This is a genomic window from Bacillus methanolicus MGA3, from assembly GCF_000724485.1.
In the GTDB taxonomy this organism is placed as follows: Bacteria; Bacillota; Bacilli; order Bacillales; family Cytobacillaceae; genus Bacillus_Z; species Bacillus_Z methanolicus_A.
Map to the genome: position 1 here is coordinate 1 of NZ_CP007741.1, position 19,174 is coordinate 19,174.

The 19,174-nt window shown below is 36.7% G+C and carries 16 protein-coding genes and 3 pseudogenes; 10 read left to right on the forward strand and 9 right to left on the reverse strand.

The features are described from left to right. The 9 genes from BMMGA3_RS16570 (at nt 1) to pfkA (ending at nt 11,617) form a co-directional block, all read left to right on the forward strand. The gene (locus tag BMMGA3_RS16570) at nt 1-1,239 is read left to right on the forward strand and encodes a replication initiation protein (protein ID WP_003349827.1); all 1,239 of its coding nucleotides are present in this window, start codon (nt 1-3) and stop codon (nt 1,237-1,239) included. Nucleotides 1,240-1,580: 341 nt separating this feature from the next. Beyond that, a complete protein-coding gene (locus tag BMMGA3_RS16575; RefSeq protein WP_003349826.1) occupies nt 1,581-2,351 on the forward strand; it encodes a ParA family protein in 771 nt (256 codons plus the stop codon). After that, complete coding sequence (locus tag BMMGA3_RS16580; RefSeq protein ID WP_003349825.1) at nt 2,351-2,767, forward strand: hypothetical protein; 417 nt, start codon at nt 2,351-2,353, stop codon at nt 2,765-2,767. Before BMMGA3_RS16575 ends, BMMGA3_RS16580 begins: the two co-directional genes overlap by 1 nt. A 147-nt stretch (nt 2,768-2,914) precedes the next feature. Further along, nucleotides 2,915-3,160 (forward strand): RNA chaperone Hfq, encoded by a 246-nt coding sequence (locus BMMGA3_RS16585; protein ID WP_003349824.1) that lies wholly within the window; start codon nt 2,915-2,917, stop codon nt 3,158-3,160. Between the two features lie 693 nt (nt 3,161-3,853). Next, nucleotides 3,854-5,002, forward strand: coding sequence for an iron-containing alcohol dehydrogenase (locus tag BMMGA3_RS16590; protein ID WP_003349822.1), 1,149 nt, complete (start codon nt 3,854-3,856; stop codon nt 5,000-5,002). Between the two features lie 548 nt (nt 5,003-5,550). Continuing rightward, the gene (glpX, locus tag BMMGA3_RS16595) at nt 5,551-6,513 is read left to right on the forward strand and encodes a class II fructose-bisphosphatase (protein WP_003349820.1); all 963 of its coding nucleotides are present in this window, start codon (nt 5,551-5,553) and stop codon (nt 6,511-6,513) included. A 593-nt stretch (nt 6,514-7,106) separates the two neighbouring features. Beyond that, the gene (gene fba / locus BMMGA3_RS16600; protein ID WP_003349819.1) at nt 7,107-7,961 is read left to right on the forward strand and encodes a class II fructose-1,6-bisphosphate aldolase; all 855 of its coding nucleotides are present in this window, start codon (nt 7,107-7,109) and stop codon (nt 7,959-7,961) included. A 15-nt stretch (nt 7,962-7,976) separates the two neighbouring features. Continuing rightward, a complete protein-coding gene (gene tkt, locus BMMGA3_RS16605) occupies nt 7,977-9,995 on the forward strand; it encodes a transketolase (protein ID WP_050943051.1) in 2,019 nt (672 codons plus the stop codon). Between the two features lie 653 nt (nt 9,996-10,648). Then, nucleotides 10,649-11,617 (forward strand): 6-phosphofructokinase, encoded by a 969-nt coding sequence (gene pfkA / locus BMMGA3_RS16610; RefSeq protein ID WP_003349837.1) that lies wholly within the window; start codon nt 10,649-10,651, stop codon nt 11,615-11,617. A 280-nt stretch (nt 11,618-11,897) separates the two neighbouring features. Here the strand turns inward: pfkA and BMMGA3_RS16615 are convergent, their stop codons facing one another. From BMMGA3_RS16615 to tnpA, 4 genes and pseudogenes are all read right to left on the reverse strand, one after another. Beyond that, nucleotides 11,898-12,464: an HPP family protein gene (locus BMMGA3_RS16615; protein WP_034669715.1), complete on the reverse strand. Its 567-nt coding sequence runs from the start codon at nt 12,462-12,464 to the stop codon at nt 11,898-11,900. Between the two features lie 168 nt (nt 12,465-12,632). Beyond that, nucleotides 12,633-12,740 (reverse strand): zinc ribbon domain-containing protein, encoded by a 108-nt coding sequence (locus tag BMMGA3_RS18875; RefSeq protein ID WP_412151090.1) that lies wholly within the window; start codon nt 12,738-12,740, stop codon nt 12,633-12,635. Between the two features lie 23 nt (nt 12,741-12,763). After that, a pseudogene (locus tag BMMGA3_RS16620) lies at nt 12,764-13,123 on the reverse strand (helix-turn-helix domain-containing protein); the annotation flags it as partial. Between the two features lie 6 nt (nt 13,124-13,129). Further along, nucleotides 13,130-13,492 (reverse strand): IS200/IS605 family transposase, encoded by a 363-nt coding sequence (gene tnpA, locus BMMGA3_RS16625; protein ID WP_034669706.1) that lies wholly within the window; start codon nt 13,490-13,492, stop codon nt 13,130-13,132. 296 nt (nt 13,493-13,788) lie between these two features. Between tnpA and BMMGA3_RS17685 the strand changes: the two are divergent. Next, nucleotides 13,789-13,958: pseudogene (locus BMMGA3_RS17685) on the forward strand (zinc ribbon domain-containing protein); the annotation flags it as partial. A 148-nt stretch (nt 13,959-14,106) separates the two neighbouring features. Here BMMGA3_RS17685 and rpe read toward each other — a convergent pair. The 5 genes and pseudogenes from rpe to BMMGA3_RS18880 form a co-directional block, all read right to left on the reverse strand. Next, the gene (gene rpe / locus BMMGA3_RS16630) at nt 14,107-14,751 is read right to left on the reverse strand and encodes a ribulose-phosphate 3-epimerase (protein WP_003349832.1); all 645 of its coding nucleotides are present in this window, start codon (nt 14,749-14,751) and stop codon (nt 14,107-14,109) included. A 282-nt stretch (nt 14,752-15,033) separates the two neighbouring features. Next, a complete protein-coding gene (locus tag BMMGA3_RS16635; protein WP_041825978.1) occupies nt 15,034-15,585 on the reverse strand; it encodes a DUF3967 domain-containing protein in 552 nt (183 codons plus the stop codon). A gap of 108 nt (nt 15,586-15,693) precedes the next feature. Continuing rightward, nucleotides 15,694-16,548, reverse strand: a complete 855-nt coding sequence (locus tag BMMGA3_RS16640; RefSeq protein WP_003349830.1) for a tyrosine-type recombinase/integrase — start codon at nt 16,546-16,548, stop codon at nt 15,694-15,696. A gap of 760 nt (nt 16,549-17,308) precedes the next feature. Beyond that, complete coding sequence (locus BMMGA3_RS16645) at nt 17,309-18,109, reverse strand: helix-turn-helix domain-containing protein (protein ID WP_003349829.1); 801 nt, start codon at nt 18,107-18,109, stop codon at nt 17,309-17,311. 327 nt (nt 18,110-18,436) lie between these two features. Continuing rightward, nucleotides 18,437-18,607, reverse strand: a pseudogene (locus BMMGA3_RS18880) (helix-turn-helix domain-containing protein); the annotation flags it as partial. Nucleotides 18,608-19,174 lie beyond the last annotated feature (567 nt).

Below are 19,174 nucleotides of genomic sequence, written 5' to 3' on the forward strand. Positions count from 1 at the left end.
GTGTTGGCAACAGAATTAATTGAAACAAAAACCAGTAACTTTGTAACGAAGTCAAACAAGCTTATTGAAGCAAATTATAAACTGGGAGTAGTGGAACAGAAGATTATCCTTTGTCTGGCTAGTAACATTCGGCCGACTGACTCTGACTTCAAAACATATACGCTACCTGTTAAAGAGTTTAATAAATTGCTAGGCCTCAAAGGTTCTCCTAAGTATACAGAATTAAGGAAAATTACAAAAGAACTGATGCAGAAAGTATTTGAAGTTCGTATCAATAAAAAGGTAATACAGGTTGCTTGGCTGAGTTATGTTGCTTATAACGAATCTGAAGGAACCATTGATATTCGGTTCGATCCTTTTTTACGGCCGTATCTTTTGGAATTAAAAAAAGAGTTTACGAGCTATAAGTTAGAAAATGTGGTTAAACTGAAAAGTTCCTATGCCATACGCATATATGAACTTTTAAAACAGTATGAAAAGCTTCAAGAACGAACCTTCCTTCTCGATGATTTGCGCAAAATGCTTGGAGCCGAGGATATCTATCCAGCGTATGGTAATTTTAAACAGCGCGTTCTGATGCCGGCCCAAAAAGAATTAAAGAAAAAGACGGATATCTCCTTTGAAATTGAAGAAATTAAAGTGGGCCGCCGAGTTAATAAAATTAAATTTTTGATATTTCCGACTAAGAAAAAGAACAACCCGCAATTATCGCTTTTTGAAGAGAATTTAGAAGAGTTTCAATTACCAAATACCTTTGCTGAACAGGTCAAAAAATTTGGCTTAAAAATGGGTGTTCAAGTATCTGATGAACTTGTTAAATCGTGGGAAAAATACGGACAAGAAAACGTTCTTCTTTTAATGGAGAAAGTCCAAGGACGAACAGACATAGAAAACCCGATCGGATACATAACAACTGTATTAAATTCTTCTGCAAATAATAATTCTAATAAGGTGGCTACAACTTCGGAAGATCAAACGATTCTTACTCATTTAATCTCCTATTTCCGGAAATGGAAAGAGCCTAAGCCTGATTGGTTTGTCAAACAAAAAGCTATAGAAGAAATGCAGAATCAATTTGATATGGAGAAAAATGAGGCCTTGACGAAATTCAATGAGCTTAAAGCTAAATTGTTTAATGTATTAGAAATAAAGGAATCGGAAGTTGATGAACTATCTGATGAAGAATTTCTAAAGAAAAAGAAGGAGTTAGAAAAAAGTATAAAAGGATTGAAAAATTAACAATTGGTTCTTAAAAATCTATAACATTTTTGGTTAATAAAAAGAGCCTAAGATTGGCTCTTTTTATATTGAAACGAAAGGAAGTGGAATAATGTTAAAGTTGAAGGGCTGGATCTTCATTGAAACGCAATCGATTCTTTAAAACTTGGGTTAACCCATTATTAGAGCACGAAGAACAAATTGATTTTCAATAGTTTATATTTAAGACGAGATTTAATAACAAGCCACGTAGTCTGCAAAGGCTTATTTTTTATTCTCTTTTTCTATTATACATGTTAAAATTCACAATAATAATAATCTTAAAATTAACATTAATATTAATGTTAATGGAGGATGAAAACATGCCAATCATTGCAGTATCTACTAACAAAGGTGGGGTTTTAAAGACCAGTATAACCACGAATCTAGCTGGAGCTTTATGCAATAATAAAAAAGTCTTAATTATTGATACAGATAACCAGGGAAACGTATTAGTTTCGTTTGGAATTAATCCTGATTCAGTAGAACAAACATTGTATGATGTCTTAGTTGAAGGACTCGATCCAAAAGAAGCGATTATTAATGTTCATCCCAATATTGATGTTTTACCGTCAAATGATGATATGAGCTTTTTGGAATTTGATGTCCTTTCTAACAGAGAAAAATACCCGACCCCATTTAAAATGCTTAAAAATGCTATGGGAACAATTGAAAAAGAATACGACTATATTTTAATCGATAGCCCACCAAACTTAGGATTAATTCAAGGGAACATCCTCTCATACGCGGAAAGTGTCTTAATTCCGTTCCAGCCTGAAGGATATAGCATGAGGTCCTTAATCAAAATCTTAAATGCCATATATAATTTTAAAGAACAGCATAATCCGAAATTAAAAATTAAGGGAGTAGTTGCCACTCTTGTAGATCAAAGAACTACCCTGCACTCGGAAGTCCTTCAACAGTGCCGAAGATTTTGTGCGGAAAATGGCATCAGAATGTTTGAAACAGTTATTCCTCGTTCTGTAAGATTTGCTGCAAGTGTTGCTTACGAACGTAAACCGGCAACATTGACTGATTCTAAAAACTCATTGGTAAAAGCTTATTTTAATTTATTACAGGAGGTACAAGAATAATGGCAAGAAAAAATAGAAACCTAGCAAGTTTTGATGATTTTGCTAACAATAATATTAATAAAAAAGTTAATGATAATAATATTATAAATGAAAACATTAACAATGATATTAATAATAATATTAATAACGATATTAATATCGAAGATAACAATTATATTAATATAAATAATAATGATAATGATAATGATAATGTTAACGTTTCTTCAGGTGACAAAAAACAAGGAGATTACTTAGATGCATTGATTGAGGGCAGAATGAAAAAGAAAGAGAACGAGACAGTGTTAACTGGAATTTATCTTCAAAAAGATTTGTCTCAAGTTTTGGACCGTTTAGCTAAAAAGGGTGGCAGAGGAGCAAAGTCTAAAATTGTAAACGAAGCTTTAAGAACCATATTTACTGATAAAGGCTTATTGTAGAATCGTTCATTAAAGAGCAGCTGATGATGACTTTAATCCGTGTTCTTGTGCATAAGTTTGAGCAACAGCAACAAGGATTTTCTCTCGCTTATTTTCAAAAGATTAGTTAACTTAGTAGTAAAGCAATAAATCGAAGGAGGTTGTTTAATGTCTACGGAGTTAAAGCAAAAACCACAAAAAAAAGAACCCCATCATGTTCAAAAGAGGCTTTATCAAAAATTTCTCAATCAATCGGTTGTCGTTCACTTAGTTTCCGGTTTAAAAGTAAAAGGAAAGCTGACCGAATATGATCAATACACTATTGCCGTTTCTGTCAAAAAAGAAGAAATGATGATCTATAAACACGCTATCAGCCTGATCCGTCCATACCATTCTGAGTCGGATGATGAATAAGAATGCTATCATTCTTTTATGGAAATATCGGATATAAAATTTAGAAAATTCATATATATTAAAAAAGACCTCCGATGATACAACAGCAGACGATCATGCAATAAACGGTTCCCTCAAAGAGGGATCAGTTAACCAAAGATGAGTAAATCCAGACCCTTAACGCTTACCGGCTCAAGGATGGATTTACTTTTTTTGTGTTTAACTTAAAAACGAGTGAACATCAATGCTTGAAAAACGGTCATAAACAGCGCTCTCTTTCGGGAATACTGACTACCGTTGAGTTTATCTATATCTATTGCCTATTCTATTACTCTTTTATTATATGAAAAAATAAAAACTTCAAGTTGACCACAAAAAACTTTCATTTTTTAAGACAATTTGATGCCTTAGGATCTAGTCGATCAGTCGTTTTATGATATGACTTTAATCCTTTTTAAAGTCAAATTAAATACTGCCCTTCCACCTTAACCCTCCACACTATATAAGCGTCAAAATCACTTTTCCTTTGGAAACCTTTTATTAGGCTGGTTTTTCCTTGAGCTTTTTATATAAAATTAATATTCAGATCCTTCTAATCCTTCTAAAAAATATAATTTAGAAAACTAAGAACATTACGACAACTATATTGACAAACATCCAGATTAGCATTTAAACTAGTTTTGTAAACAATTACATAAATAGGAGGTAGTAAGAATGACAACAAACTTTTTCATTCCACCAGCCAGCGTAATTGGACGCGGTGCAGTAAAGGAAGTAGGAACAAGACTTAAGCAAATTGGAGCTAAGAAAGCGCTTATCGTTACAGATGCATTCCTTCACAGCACAGGTTTATCTGAAGAAGTTGCTAAAAACATTCGTGAAGCTGGCGTTGATGTTGCGATTTTCCCAAAAGCTCAACCAGATCCAGCAGATACACAAGTTCATGAAGGTGTAGATGTATTCAAACAAGAAAACTGTGATTCACTTGTTTCTATCGGTGGAGGTAGCTCTCACGATACAGCTAAAGCAATCGGTTTAGTTGCAGCAAACGGCGGAAGAATCAATGACTATCAAGGTGTAAACAGCGTAGAAAAACCAGTCGTTCCAGTAGTTGCAATCACTACAACAGCTGGTACTGGTAGTGAAACAACATCTCTTGCGGTTATTACAGACTCTGCACGTAAAGTAAAAATGCCTGTTATTGATGAGAAAATTACTCCAACTGTAGCAATTGTTGACCCAGAATTAATGGTGAAAAAACCAGCTGGATTAACAATCGCAACTGGTATGGATGCATTGTCCCATGCAATTGAAGCATATGTTGCAAAAGGTGCTACACCAGTTACTGATGCATTTGCTATTCAAGCAATGAAACTTATCAATGAATACTTACCAAAAGCGGTTGCGAACGGAGAAGACATCGAAGCACGTGAAAAAATGGCTTATGCACAATACATGGCAGGAGTGGCATTTAACAACGGTGGTTTAGGACTAGTTCACTCTATTTCTCACCAAGTAGGTGGAGTTTACAAATTACAACACGGAATCTGTAACTCAGTTAATATGCCACACGTTTGCGCATTCAACCTAATTGCTAAAACTGAGCGCTTCGCACACATTGCTGAGCTTTTAGGTGAGAATGTTGCTGGCTTAAGCACTGCAGCAGCTGCTGAGAGAGCAATTGTAGCTCTTGAAAGAATCAACAAATCCTTCGGTATCCCATCTGGCTATGCAGAAATGGGCGTGAAAGAAGAGGATATCGAATTATTAGCGAAAAACGCATACGAAGACGTATGTACTCAAAGCAACCCACGCGTTCCTACTGTTCAAGACATTGCACAAATCATCAAAAACGCTATGTAATAATAATCTTGGAAAAGCGTCTCTTGAAATTCAAGAGACGCTTTTTCGTGATGCTAGATTAATATAGTAATAGATTAATAGAGTGATAGACTAAAGAATAAGGAGACTACATGTCGAAAAACAAAGGCGGTAAGAGGAAGATTTTAAAAAATATATCGAATCCCGCCATAGGAGTTCAAAAGTTTGAAAAAGCTCAATCATAAAGAAATGGAGGTTTCTCAGAAGACGGTCTCCCGCATAATGAAAGATGAAGGAATGATGTCTCGTACCGTAAAAAACATAACCATGCGGTCCGTGAAAATGTTTTAAACCAAATTTTACCGTTACGAAGCCAAATGAAGTGTGGGTAAATGGGGAAAAACTACATGGAAAACGATCTTGAAAACGAAATAAAAAGAGCCGAGTCCATCGATTAGAAATACAGTATACTATTCGATACTATATGTTAATAAAGTGCATACTTACGAATCGATATTATACACGTTATACTAGATTTTGTATAGGTATATCGAATATAGACAGTCATACATAACACAGGAGGTGATCAAATGAGGGAATTGAAAAGCGAAAAGCGTGTTCAGTCGTTAGCTATGGAATTTCTCTCTGTAGCACAGCAAGCAGCTCTCGCTTCTTATCCTTGGATAGGAAAAGGTAATAAAAACGAAGTTGATAGGGCTGGTACGGAAGCTATGCGCAATCGACTGAACCTCATTGATATGAGCGGTTTAATTGTTATTGGTGAAGGGGAAATGGACGAAGCTCCTATGCTTTATATTGGAGAGGAACTCGGAACAGGAAAAGGACCCCAACTCGATATTGCAGTAGACCCTGTTGATGGAACGGGTTTAATGGCAAAAGGAATGGATAATTCAATAGCAGTAATTGCTGCATCCACTAGAGGAAGTTTACTGCATGCCCCAGATATGTACATGGAAAAGATAGCTGTGGGACCAAAAGCAAAAGGCTGCGTAAATCTAGACGCATCTTTAACAGAAAATATGAAATCAGTTGCTAAAGCTTTAGGGAAAGATTTAAGAGAATTAACTGTAATGATACAGGATAGACCACGTCATGATCATTTGATCCAACAAGTAAGAGATGTAGGGGCTAGACTCAAATTATTTTCTGATGGTGACGTTACAAGGGCAATAGGTACTGCACTCGAAGAAGTAGACGTTGATATATTAGTAGGAACTGGCGGTGCTCCAGAAGGAGTAATTGCTGCAACCGCACTGAAGTGTTTGGGGGGAGATTTCCAAGGAAGACTTGCTCCTCAAAACGAAGAAGAATTTGATCGCTGTATTACGATGGGAATAACAGATCCAAGAAAAATTTTCACAATAGATGAAATTGTAAAATCAGATGATTGCTTTTTTGTAGCAACAGGAATAACTGACGGACTGCTTATAAATGGTATTCGAAAAAAAGAAGATGGTTTAATGCAAACGCACTCTTTTCTTACAATTGGAGGAAGCAGCGTAAAATACCAATTTATTGAAGCTTATCATTGATAATAAACGTAATAAATGACGTTTGATGTATCTAATTGAATGCTCTTTTATGTTGATGTTTCGGAACTGTTTCGGAACCCTCCTTTTTCGGTTAATATTCTCAAAATTCAGTTTTATGTCGCAGTAACGATTAGCAACTTCAATTAGATATAACGAAGAAAGCGATTTCCCGATCTTATCATGTTAGTTTCCTCAGCTTGAAACTTTCCTGATTATCCGTAAAGGAAATACACTTGTAAAGCAGATGTTAAAGGAAAAATTTCCCTTTGTTAAGTTGTGAACAAGATGGTATCTCATCCTTGTCCATCTCTGAATGGCAATAAATTATTCTTGTGTGACAGTGTGAAAACCTTCGTTTCAGAGATTCATTTTCATGAAAGAACATAGGTGGTAAGAAATCCCCAAAATGATCCTAAGACCATAATCTAGGGATGTCACAAAAAGTCAACCCCTATGATAGGATGGTTCAGATATTAGACAGCTTAGCTCTCCACTATCTGAACGATCCTTTATGAAGTTATCAAAGAGCAATAAATAAACGGAAAATTACCTCGAAAGAGGATTCTAAAAATACTATATAAGGAGTGGGAATTATGCCATTAGTTTCAATGAAGGATATGTTAAATCATGGAAAAGAAAATGGATATGCTGTTGGACAGTTTAACATCAATAATCTTGAGTTTGGTCAAGCGATTTTACAAGCTGCAGAGGAAGAGAAGTCTCCTGTTATTATCGGGGTATCTGTAGGTGCTGCTAATTACATGGGTGGATTTAAGTTAATTGTTGATATGGTCAAATCATTAATGGATTCATATAACGTAACGGTACCAGTTGCTATTCATCTTGACCATGGTCCAAGTCTTGAGAAATGTGTACAAGCCATCCATGCTGGATTTACATCTGTTATGATCGATGGTTCCCATCTTCCACTTGAAGAAAATATTGAATTAACAAAACGTGTGGTTGAAATAGCACATTCTGTTGGCGTATCTGTTGAGGCAGAGCTAGGTCGTATCGGTGGACAAGAAGATGATGTAGTAGCTGAATCATTTTATGCTATCCCTTCAGAATGTGAGCAATTAGTTCGTGAAACAGGAGTAGACTGCTTTGCACCTGCGTTAGGTTCTGTCCATGGTCCGTATAAAGGTGAACCAAAACTTGGTTTTGATCGGATGGAGGAAATTATGAAATTAACAGGTGTTCCTCTTGTTCTCCACGGTGGTACAGGTATTCCAACAAAAGATATTCAAAAAGCTATTTCGCTTGGTACAGCAAAAATTAACGTAAATACAGAAAGCCAAATTGCTGCTACAAAAGCCGTTCGAGAAGTTTTAAATAACGATGCTAAGCTGTTTGATCCTCGCAAATTTTTAGCACCGGCTCGGGAAGCGATTAAAGAAACCATTAAAGGTAAAATGCGTGAATTTGGATCTTCAGGTAAAGCTTAATAAAAAACAGACATTATGGGAGGGGAAATCGTGCTCCAACAAAAAATAGATATTGATCAGTTATCCATTCAAACTATTAGAACTCTATCAATTGATGCAATTGAAAAGGTTGGATCAGGCCATCCGGGGATGCCAATGGGGGCTGCCCCGATGGCCTATACACTTTGGACAAAATTTATGAATTACAATCCAAGCAACCCGAATTGGTTTAATCGTGACCGTTTTGTATTGTCAGCGGGACACGGATCCATGTTATTATACAGCCTATTACATTTAACTGGTTATGATCTATCATTAGAAGATTTGAAAAACTTCCGCCAATGGGGAAGCAAAACACCTGGTCACCCTGAATTTGGCCATACACCTGGGGTTGATGCCACAACAGGTCCGTTAGGGCAAGGTATTGCCATGGCAGTTGGGATGGCGATGGCTGAAAGACATTTAGCGTCTAAATACAATCGTTATAAATTTAATATTATTGATCACTACACATACAGCATTTGTGGCGATGGGGACTTGATGGAAGGTGTATCTGCAGAGGCAGCTTCACTTGCAGGGCACCTTAAACTTGGTCGCTTAATTGTATTATACGATTCAAATGATATTTCTCTTGATGGCGATCTTCATATGTCATTTAGTGAGAGTGTTCAAGATCGTTTTAAAGCATACGGCTGGCAAGTACTTCGTGTTGAGGACGGCAATGATATCGATTCAATCGCAAAAGCGATAGCTGAAGCGAAAAACAACGAAGACCAACCAACATTAATTGAAGTCAAAACAATAATTGGATACGGCTCACCGAATAAAGGTGGAAAGTCTGATGCGCACGGCTCACCACTTGGAAAAGAGGAAATAAAGCTTGTAAAAGAACATTACAACTGGAAATATGATGAGGATTTTTATATCCCTGAAGAAGTAAAAGAATATTTTAGAGAATTAAAAGAAGCAGCAGAGAAGAAGGAACAAGCATGGAATGAGTTGTTCGCACAATATAAAGAAGCATATCCAGCACTTGCAAAGGAATTAGAACAAGCGATTAATGGTGAACTACCAGAAGGCTGGGATGCTGATGTTCCTGTTTACCGTGTCGGAGAAGATAAACTTGCTACTCGTTCTTCCAGTGGTGCAGTGTTAAATGCTCTAGCGAAAAATGTTCCGCAACTACTTGGCGGTTCTGCGGATTTAGCTTCATCTAATAAAACGCTACTAAAAGGGGAAGCAAATTTCAGCGCTACAGATTATAGCGGACGTAATATTTGGTTTGGTGTTCGTGAATTTGGAATGGGTGCTGCTGTCAACGGAATGGCCCTACACGGTGGTGTAAAAGTATTTGGAGCAACATTCTTTGTATTCTCTGATTATTTACGTCCGGCCATTCGTCTCTCAGCATTAATGAAACTACCAGTTATTTATGTCTTTACACATGATAGCGTTGCTGTAGGTGAAGATGGACCAACACATGAACCAATTGAACAATTGGCATCCTTACGTGCAATGCCTGGTATCTCTACAATTCGCCCGGCTGATGGCAATGAGACAGCTGCAGCTTGGAAGTTGGCGTTAGAAAGTAAAGACGAACCAACAGCTCTTATCCTCTCACGTCAAGACTTACCAACACTTGTTGATTCTGAAAAAGCGTATGAGGGTGTTAAAAAAGGTGCATATGTGATCTCTGAAGCAAAAGGTGAAGTTGCTGGTTTGTTATTAGCATCTGGTTCTGAAGTTGCTTTAGCTGTTGAAGCACAAGCAGCGCTGGAAAAGGAAGGTATTTATGTTTCAGTTGTTAGTATGCCTAGCTGGGATCGTTTTGAAAAACAATCTGATGCATACAAAGAAAGTGTACTTCCAAAAAACGTAAAAGCACGTCTTGGTATTGAAATGGGGGCTTCCTTAGGTTGGAGTAAATATGTTGGTGATAACGGTAACGTCCTCGCCATTGATCAATTTGGATCCTCAGCACCAGGAGATAAAATAATTGAAGAATACGGTTTTACAGTCGAAAATGTCGTTTCTCATTTTAAAAAGCTTCTCTAAAAGTCTTGCCCTTGTTTAATCGGCTGTTTTGGCACTGGAGATCTTGTACAGGAATAGTTCATAATTTCTGAAAGCAAGCTCCGATAGTGTTTAGCATTTTTTTGAATAAATCCACAGAAGAGTTCAAGACGGCACTTTCCTCTCAAACGAAATCAAAGCAAACGGTACAATGTGCGCAACTTTTGATGTAGGAAAATGGCCTGTGCCAATTCTGAATTGGTCTCTCACCAATTTTTTAGCCGTTCTTATTCTTCTGTGAAATCCTCACAAAGTGTTTTACAAACAACTTCCTATCTTGTTTTAAAGCAGCGAGTGACTGTTCTTTACTGAACTTCACCTGAACCTACTTGCGAACCTCTTCCAACGCTTTGATGAACGATTGAATCATCATGGAACTCATCAATGATCACTAACACAATGCGGTAAGGCGGTTTCAATCGCTGTTTTGTATGCTTTCCACATATTGATCACAATTCGATGAGGCGTTCAGGATGAGATATTGTTTCAAGATCTCAATAACGTCCTCTTTTTTTTTCTGTTTTTGTTCTGTTTTTCTTTTTCAACTTCTTTTTCTCAAACTTGAAAAAGTAAACAAACAAGAGATTATTATCAGAAAATTCGTTCATTTATAGAAGATATGGAGGAAAACAAGAATGAATAAGATTGCAGTATTAACTAGCGGCGGGGATGCACCAGGAATGAACGCTGCTATTCGTGCGGTCGTTCGAAGAGGAATCTTTAAAGGACTAGATGTTTATGGTGTAAAAAATGGCTACAAAGGTTTAATGAATGGGAATTTTGTTTCAATGAACCTCGGAAGTGTGGGTGATATTATTCACCGAGGAGGCACTATCTTACAAACTACACGCTGTAAAGAGTTTAAGACAGCTGAAGGGCAACAACAGGCTTTAGCACAGCTAAAAAAAGAAGGCATTGATGGCTTAATCGTGATTGGTGGAGATGGCACTTTTGAAGGTGCGAGAAAATTAACTGCCCAAGAGTTTCCAACTATTGGTATTCCGGCAACCATTGACAATGACATTGCAGGGACGGAATATACAATTGGATTTGATACTGCTGTGAACACAGCAGTGGAAGCAATTGATAAAATTCGTGATACGGCAGCCTCTCATGATCGTATCTATGTCGTTGAAGTAATGGGCCGCAATGCAGGAGACATCGCTCTATGGGCAGGAATGTGTGCGGGAGCAGAATCAATTATTATCCCAGAAGCCGACCATGATGTGGAAGATGTAATTGATCGTATTAAACAAGGATATCAGCGAGGAAAAACGCACAGTATTATTGTGGTTGCAGAAGGGGCATTTAATGGAGTAGGAGCAATAGAAATTGGTAGAGCAATTAAAGAGAAAACAGGATTTGACACAAAGGTAACCATACTTGGGCATATTCAACGTGGGGGATCTCCTAGCGCTTACGACCGAATGATGAGCAGTCAGATGGGTGCAAAAGCCGTGGATTTGCTGGTTGAAGGCAAAAAAGGTCTGATGGTAGGATTAAAAAATGGTCAACTGATTCATACACCTTTTGAGGAAGCTGCGAAAGATAAGCATACGGTTGATTTGTCCATCTACCATTTAGCAAGAAGTCTTTCTTTATAGTAGGAACACAAAATAAAAAATTCAAATAGCTCCCTCAGATATTGATTCTGGGGAGTTTTGAATGATTCCGATAGCCGTAATGACAACCTGGAAGCTCTTCGAACATGTCTCATAACTCCAAAACAAAAACCCAGTTTCAGTATCAGAAAAAGCTGCCTTGTGCAAGACAGCGTATTTTTGCTGCAGACATATATTAAAAGGCTATTGAATAATAGATAATGGGAGAGTTTCATGGAAATTAGGTAAAAGGTACGAAAAAGAATTTTAGTAGTAATGAGTTTTATATCCAGGAAATCGGATATGCTCTATTTTCACGTAAATTATTGATTAATACCGCTATTAAGACAATGACTATTGAGCCAATTAATACTGTAGTAATTAGGTAACTCCATTTGTAAGCTCCAAGTATCACAACAATTGGATCTGCCACAGCAGGCGGATGAGTTGTTTTTGTCATCATCATGATTGCTATAGCTAATCCTACTCCTAAAGCGATAGTCCATGGTTGATTTCCTAAAAAATGGTAAACTATTAAACCTACAAGCGTAGAAATGAAATGTCCACCTATAATATTCCTCGGCTGAGATAAAGGACCGTCCCATACACTAAATGCTAACATACAACTTCCTCCAAATGGGGCCATTAACAAAGTTGCCGGCGTGATCTTTGTTAAAACTGCCAGAACAAAAATAGTAATAAATCCTCCAATTAGTTCAGTCATTGCATCCTTTATATTTGCTTTTAAAGGACTTTTTCCCTTCCCCTTCATTTTATCCCAATAATTAGGACGAGATGAATATAATACCTCCTCCTCCTTTTTAAGCGCTACAGCATTTCCGGATCTCATCTGAACAATCTTCCTTACTTTTTGTTCCATATTATCCTAATTCACCAACCTTTTACGTGAACTACCCGCCACCTACGCTTCGCTTAGAGGTGGGGGCTTCTAAGGTAATCATACCTAACGGTACGAAATTGACTTAGCTATCGAGCCTGTTCCATGCTCTGTATATGATTATACTAATAGTCGAAGTCCTTCGTTTCTAATGTTGAGCGAAGCATTCCAATCCCTGTCTTTCACAACCCCACATTCGCATTGGAATACACGTTCGGAAAGAGACAACTGCTCTTTTACTTGACTACAATTATGTTTCCATTGACTACATTGGTTGTATACGACTGTCTTGCCTTCCGGCTTTTGAACTTTGGAAATTCAGCACGACCAGAGAAAAAGTTTTTGAATGCCTTTTGCAAATTGATTTGAACGTTTGCCAACGCAAGGCTGTCTACTTCTTTAAGCCATGGAAATTCCCTTTTGTATTTAGCAGGAGTCGGGAATTTTTGCTTTTTCAAGGCTTCCTTGTCGTCCTTGAATTTCTTATATATTTCCTTTTGTTCAGCCAGCATTTGGTTGTAAGCAAATCGGACACAACCGAAGGTTTTTGCAAAAAGCTGTTCCTGCTCTTTTGTTGGGTATAGACGGAACTTATATGCTTTATTTGCCATATCAAATCACTTCATCCCTTGATTTTCTATATATTTCTTTATTACTTCTAAAAGTGAACCGCCTGTTGTAAGTAAGCAAAAACTCCTTGACCAAAAATGCTCTTTCCAAAGCTTCCTTTTCACTTGTGGAAAATGCTTTTTGATCAGTCGAGAACTTGCACTTTTATAAGCATTGATAAACTTTGATAATTCACTATTCGGATACGCTTTGAACAAAATATGTACATGGTCCATATCGTGATTCCATTCAACTAAGGAAATGTTGTAATTTTTACCTAATCGAACAAACATATCTTTTGCATAATCCGATATTGTGTCATCCATCACTTTTCTGCGATATTTCACAACCAAAATATCACGGCATATGATAAAGTAACGCCTTTAGGCTACGTCTAACCGAAACTCATCTCCCACTTTCACTAGCGCTATCGCACCTTCACGTTTAGAAGTGGGAGACTTCTTTCGAAAGAAAGTTAAATTGAATGGTGCTTAAACAAACCGTTTGAATAACTTGAATTTTCAGAAAATTAAAGACCGATTTATGAGGCCATGAGTGGCCCCTTTTATATGTAAACAGAGCTCTTTTAAATTCCTCTAAATGGCAAATCAACTAAAAAGCAGTCTTTTTGAACACATGAAAGCACAAGTTTTCCTACAATTTCATGTATGTGAATCCTGCCTACACAAGTCAGACATGTCCAAAATGCTCCGAAAAAATAAAGCACAAGACCGTAGGTATAAATGTCAGTGCGAGTTTGAAACTCATCGGGATAGAGTCGGTGCGATGAATATTCGATACGCACCTGTGATTGATGGTAACAGTCAATCAGCCTAAGATGCTATATGTACTATCTTAAGGAGGGTGATGGTACACCCTAAACTTGAGGTCATACTTCGATAGCAAAAATGCTCGTCGATTTAATCACTCAAGAATCCCATCAGCTTTAGCCGTGGGAGTGTCAATAATACACACGACTTCATTTTCAATTTCTAATTTTTGCAATGGCTTGACTTCTATCCTCTTGATTATATATGGCTGAACCTGCAACAAGGACATTGGCTCCTGCTTCTACGCAAAGTTTAGCCGTTTCAGGATTTACTCCACCGTCTACTTCAATTTCAACCTGCAAATTTTTCTCTTTTACGATGTTAGCAACTTGTTTTATTTTAGGTAGGACAGAATGAATGAATGATTGTCCCCCAAAGCCAGGATTAACCGTCATAAGCAATACAAGATCAACATCCTCTATTACATGTTCAATCATTGAAACGGGAGTATGAGGGTTTAATACCACTCCAGCTTTTATACCTTCAGATTTAATATATTGAATGGTTCTGTGCAAATGAGTACAAGCTTCAACATGGACAGATAATATATCAGCACCTGCTTTGGCAAACGTCCCAATGTATTGATCTGGATTTTCTATCATTAAATGAACATCTAAAGGTAAGTTTGTGACAGGTCTAATTGCCTCGACAATTAATGGGCCAATTGTTATATTTGGCACAAAATGACCATCCATGACATCAACATGAATGTAATCGGCTCCGCCCCGTTCAACATCTTTTATTTCTTCTTCAAGTCGTGCAAAATTAGCTGAAAGAATAGAAGGTGCAATCTTGATCATAACTTAATACCTCGGCTTTCTTTTATGAATTTTCCTGCATATTAATATCCTTTTTCTACAGCTGCATCTCGAAAAAGTGTCTCTATCATGTTCCAATCTTCAGGATCTCTTCCAACCATGTAAAAAGTCCGTTCAAACACCTTTATTTCTTATGGTGATAATTATTCATATAATTATAAGTATAATACCTATAGCTTTTATTTGTAAGTACGCACTTTTTTGATATATAGTATTTGAAAATACACTACTATTACTAGGAAGCAAAAAATCTTATTATATTCTTTAAAGTCTTTTTGAAAACAATCTCGCAAAAAATCCTTTTTTCTCTTTGGACGTACTCGCCTCAAGCAAAGCTTGCCGTTGTTCTTGAAGCGACCGAATGGATTGTATAATCATTTGATCTCTTTTCTCTAAACGCTCGTCAATATATGCTTGTTGTTCCCTCACGAGTTGCTTTAGTTCCTGTATTTCCTTCAATAACGCATCATATTTCTTATCAATACGATCTATATTAAGAACTTCTTCTTCTTCTTCTTTTGCTTCACTTTTTACAGGTGTAGCGACTTCCGATTCATTTTGTATCGTATCAACTGGATTTTGTTTTCGTTGATTTATAAGTGTAGACGCAATATGGACAATATTCATGCCCGATTCGTTTGACATTTGCTTCATTTGTTGGAGTATTTCGATATCCTCATCAACGAATATCCGAAAGCCATTTTCATTTCTAGTAAATACGTACCCTTCCTTTTCGAGAGCTTGAGCATACTTCCGTACAGTTGGAGTCGCTATGCCCACAATATTGGATATATCTTTCGTAGAGTATTCCTTCATTCTTCCTCCCCTCCCATATGACACGTATTCGATATCAAGCCTATCAAATCCTTTATAAGCAATTCCATCTAAAATCCAATAGGAAAAAAGAAAGTGTTATTCCCTCCTTTATAATTGATTCATTTTTTGAATAAGTTCATCTTTTGTCGGATTTGTATATAAGAGCGTCGTGTGAATATTGGAATGCCCCGCCTGATTCGCTACTTCATGAACACTCAATCCTCTGCTAATCGCATGGGAACAAAAAAAATGCCGTAAATCATGCGGAGTAATGTCTTTACCGATAGGTTCCGAATACTCTTTAAACAGTTTATTGATCGTTGTGCGGTTTAAAGGTTGATTACGATTACTAACAAAGAGAAAATCATGCTCGATTCCTTTTTCTTTTCGCTCCTTTAACCATGACTGAAGAGCAGCTTTTACTTTGTCATTCATAAATACAACTCGAAACTTATCTCCCTTGCCACTTCGAACGGTGATTTCTCTAGAAACTAGGTTGAAATCCTGCATTTTTAAATTCAATGCCTCAGAAATTCGCAACCCAGCATAAGCCAAAAGAGTAACCAATGCATAATTTCGTTTGTTTCCACTATCTAATACCAACTGTCGGAACTTCTCGACGTCCTTTAGTTTCACCTTGGCCAACGAAGCATATTGTTGCTGCGCCTTCATGTAATCCTTTTTCGTTAAGACCATATCCTGTTGAACATTCGTTTCTACTAAAAATTCATTGAATTTAACCAACGCATTCAGTTTCGTGTTAATAGTTTTTGGTTTTGCATTTTTTACGGTTCGAAGAAAAGAAATGTATTCTTTTACGTTTTCACGATGCAACTTTGTAAACTCTACATCTTTTGATTCACTGAACCACTTTAAAAAACCGCTAACAGACTGGATATACCCTTTTATTGTATTTTCACTTTTTCCTTCTTCCAGTAAATACCTTTCGAATTCATCAATCATTTTTTCGACTCCTTTTATAAACTATGTTGAATTTATTTTTTAGACTCTCTCAATAAACTATGTTGAATTTATAATCTAAAGAATACCATTCCCATCGATAAAATACAACATAGTTTTCATTATGTCGAAAAATAAAAACGACTCGATTAAAAATCCGTTTGGTTTACTTCATGTCATTATTTACATCAGCTTCCGTAACTTCAAAACAAATTCGGATGGACTTTCCCATTCTTATCTTCACCACCAGCCTCCTTACTACAACCAACAACCAAAAATATTACAAACATCAACATCAAAAATAATTTTAATTTTTTCTTCACCTCATAATCGCCTTTTCTCTTAATCTCTTTTCATTCCCCAATTTATCCTTCAACTTCTCTTACTCTCCTGATCTCTCTCATTCACCTATCTATCCACTTTACAAACTACACCTATATATTTAAAAACAAACTTATTCTTTACCTCGCGTCCGCCAACACTGACTTACCCTTCCATTTTTGTTCGCAAAGGTAAGTGGGTTATTTATCTATAGTCCTGCCGAACAGTCACGGCATTCCATACTTCCATTCCGTGACTGTTCGGCAGGACGGCATCACCTGTATTTTAAGAAATATAAATAAATTACCAGCGTTGGCGGGCGGCGCCATTCAGTAAATTAGATGTAAAAATGATCAACACATTTATTTCACACCTATTTTACGTCTAATTTACTATTGTTTATTGATCAAAAGATGCTCTTTTTATTTAACGCTTTAACGCATTAAATCGCCATGACAGAATTGAATAGTTCAGTTATATAACGTTGCTTTGCTTTTCGTTTAACTATACCGACAAAATATGCGATTGGTTTGTGTAACTTGTGGCGGCGTGCCTTCATTTCCATAAATGCCTGAATGCCGATGTCTTCTTTTGTTTCTTTCGCTAAGTCGTAGCTGTAAGTAATAGCGTGAACAGCGCGCCAGTATTCTTCAATTTCATCAATGCTATTAAAATGCGCAGCCAGTAGTTTATAAAAATTTTCTGGTATCCATGCCAGTTTATGTTTAAACGGTCTTTCAGTACGTTCTTTAGAAGTATGTATTTGTTTTAAAGAAATAGATGATTTTCTTGGTGTGACATTTCCGTTAACCTCTTGTGTGACATTTTCAACTGTGTCATCTGTCATGATTGAAAGGGTGTTATCATTTGAGCACTCTTTCGGAACCTTCGGAACCGGCTGAATCACGATAGCATTACTCGTTTGCTGCATGTCACTCGGTCGTTTCATTTCATATTGGCGGATAATTCCTAACGCTTCCAAGCGCTTGCACACACGAATAATAGTACGCCGGCTCTTTCCGATAAGCTCACCGATTTTTGATTTGCGCAGAAAACTAACGCCGGTATACTTGGCGCTGTATCGGTGCAATACGTCCAGGACGGCAAGTTCTGTTTTGTTCAATTGATCTGCAAATTGGCTTTTGTAGGCCCTGACTGTTTCATTTAGTTGCTCAATAGTTTCAAAGGTTGCTAGATTTGCGAAGGTTTCTTCACTTGCGATAATTTCAATATCTCGTTTCATTGTCTACGTCTCCTTTTCTTACGGAAACGAAAAGAGCGTTGTTTGTCGATGATATGCACGACAAACAACGCTCTACACAGAAGTAGACAAACTTTCCCTCTTGAAATTACCATTAATATGTCGTTATAATAAGAGCATACAAATAGTATACCGAGGGTCTCGAGCAAGTGTTTGTCGTGGGTGGGTCACGACGAACGGTTATAGGTGGCTGCCAACCACACTATAACACGCTTGAGGCTCTTTTCCTTTTCCGAACTATTTAGTTGATTCTAGTATAATACTTGTTTCTCGCAAAATACAAGTCTATGAAAAAGATAACTACCAATTTCATAACATAAAATTTCGTAAACTCCTATTTTTCCGATTAGGAGATTTTTTTTTCAATTTACGATAAAATGTTGCTTTACTTACATTTGTGGCAGCGCAGATTTCAGAAACCGTTTTCTCTCCTTTCTCATACATTTCTAAGGCTAATTTTAAACCACTCTTCGTAAAATTACCTTTTCGACCTAAATGAACCCCTCTTTTTCGAGCTGCTTGTCCGACAGACCGACATCAGACGGTCTGTAAATGGACCATTGGGGATTTTTTCTTTTTCGGTGATCGTTCATTCTTACATTCTTAACAAATTTTGTATTGAGGGATCCTTCTTCGCAACAGTTTCTCTTTATTTTAATAAATTCATCAAGAAATTTTTTCACACCTCTTTGTTTTGTTGTTTTACAATAATACGTTTTAAATATTTTAAATATTTTATTGTTTTCGGTGTCTAAAAAACCAGTAAAAATAAGGGTTTTTGACGTTTAACTATAACATTTTTGGTGCTTAATATAACTTAATTGGTTTGAAGTATAACAAAAATGGTGTTAACTATAACTTTTTTGGTTCCTTAACTATAACAAAAATGGTGCTAACTATAACAAAAATGGTTCATATATAACATTTTTGGTTTGAAGTATAACAAAAATGGTGTTTTGTCTATTTCAACGTCATCTATAACAAGAAAAAACTTCCGTTATAGTTCAGAATTTGTCATAATTAATCTATCGGAAGGAGGGAATATCG

Coding starts and splice junctions, on each gene's coding strand:
- tkt (WP_050943051.1), top strand. CDS start 7,977: ATGGGAGGGGAAATCGTGCTCCAACAAAAAATAGATATTGATCAGTTA.
- rpe (WP_003349832.1), bottom strand. CDS start 14,751: ATGATCAAGATTGCACCTTCTATTCTTTCAGCTAATTTTGCACGACTT.
- fba (WP_003349819.1), top strand. CDS start 7,107: ATGCCATTAGTTTCAATGAAGGATATGTTAAATCATGGAAAAGAAAAT.
- BMMGA3_RS16645 (WP_003349829.1), bottom strand. CDS start 18,109: ATGAAACGAGATATTGAAATTATCGCAAGTGAAGAAACCTTCGCAAAT.
- BMMGA3_RS16590 (WP_003349822.1), top strand. CDS start 3,854: ATGACAACAAACTTTTTCATTCCACCAGCCAGCGTAATTGGACGCGGT.
- BMMGA3_RS16635 (WP_041825978.1), bottom strand. CDS start 15,585: ATGAAGGAATACTCTACGAAAGATATATCCAATATTGTGGGCATAGCG.
- pfkA (WP_003349837.1), top strand. CDS start 10,649: ATGAATAAGATTGCAGTATTAACTAGCGGCGGGGATGCACCAGGAATG.
- BMMGA3_RS16640 (WP_003349830.1), bottom strand. CDS start 16,548: ATGATTGATGAATTCGAAAGGTATTTACTGGAAGAAGGAAAAAGTGAA.
- BMMGA3_RS16585 (WP_003349824.1), top strand. CDS start 2,915: ATGTCTACGGAGTTAAAGCAAAAACCACAAAAAAAAGAACCCCATCAT.
- BMMGA3_RS16575 (WP_003349826.1), top strand. CDS start 1,581: ATGCCAATCATTGCAGTATCTACTAACAAAGGTGGGGTTTTAAAGACC.
- BMMGA3_RS16580 (WP_003349825.1), top strand. CDS start 2,351: ATGGCAAGAAAAAATAGAAACCTAGCAAGTTTTGATGATTTTGCTAAC.
- glpX (WP_003349820.1), top strand. CDS start 5,551: ATGAGGGAATTGAAAAGCGAAAAGCGTGTTCAGTCGTTAGCTATGGAA.
- BMMGA3_RS16615 (WP_034669715.1), bottom strand. CDS start 12,464: ATGAGATCCGGAAATGCTGTAGCGCTTAAAAAGGAGGAGGAGGTATTA.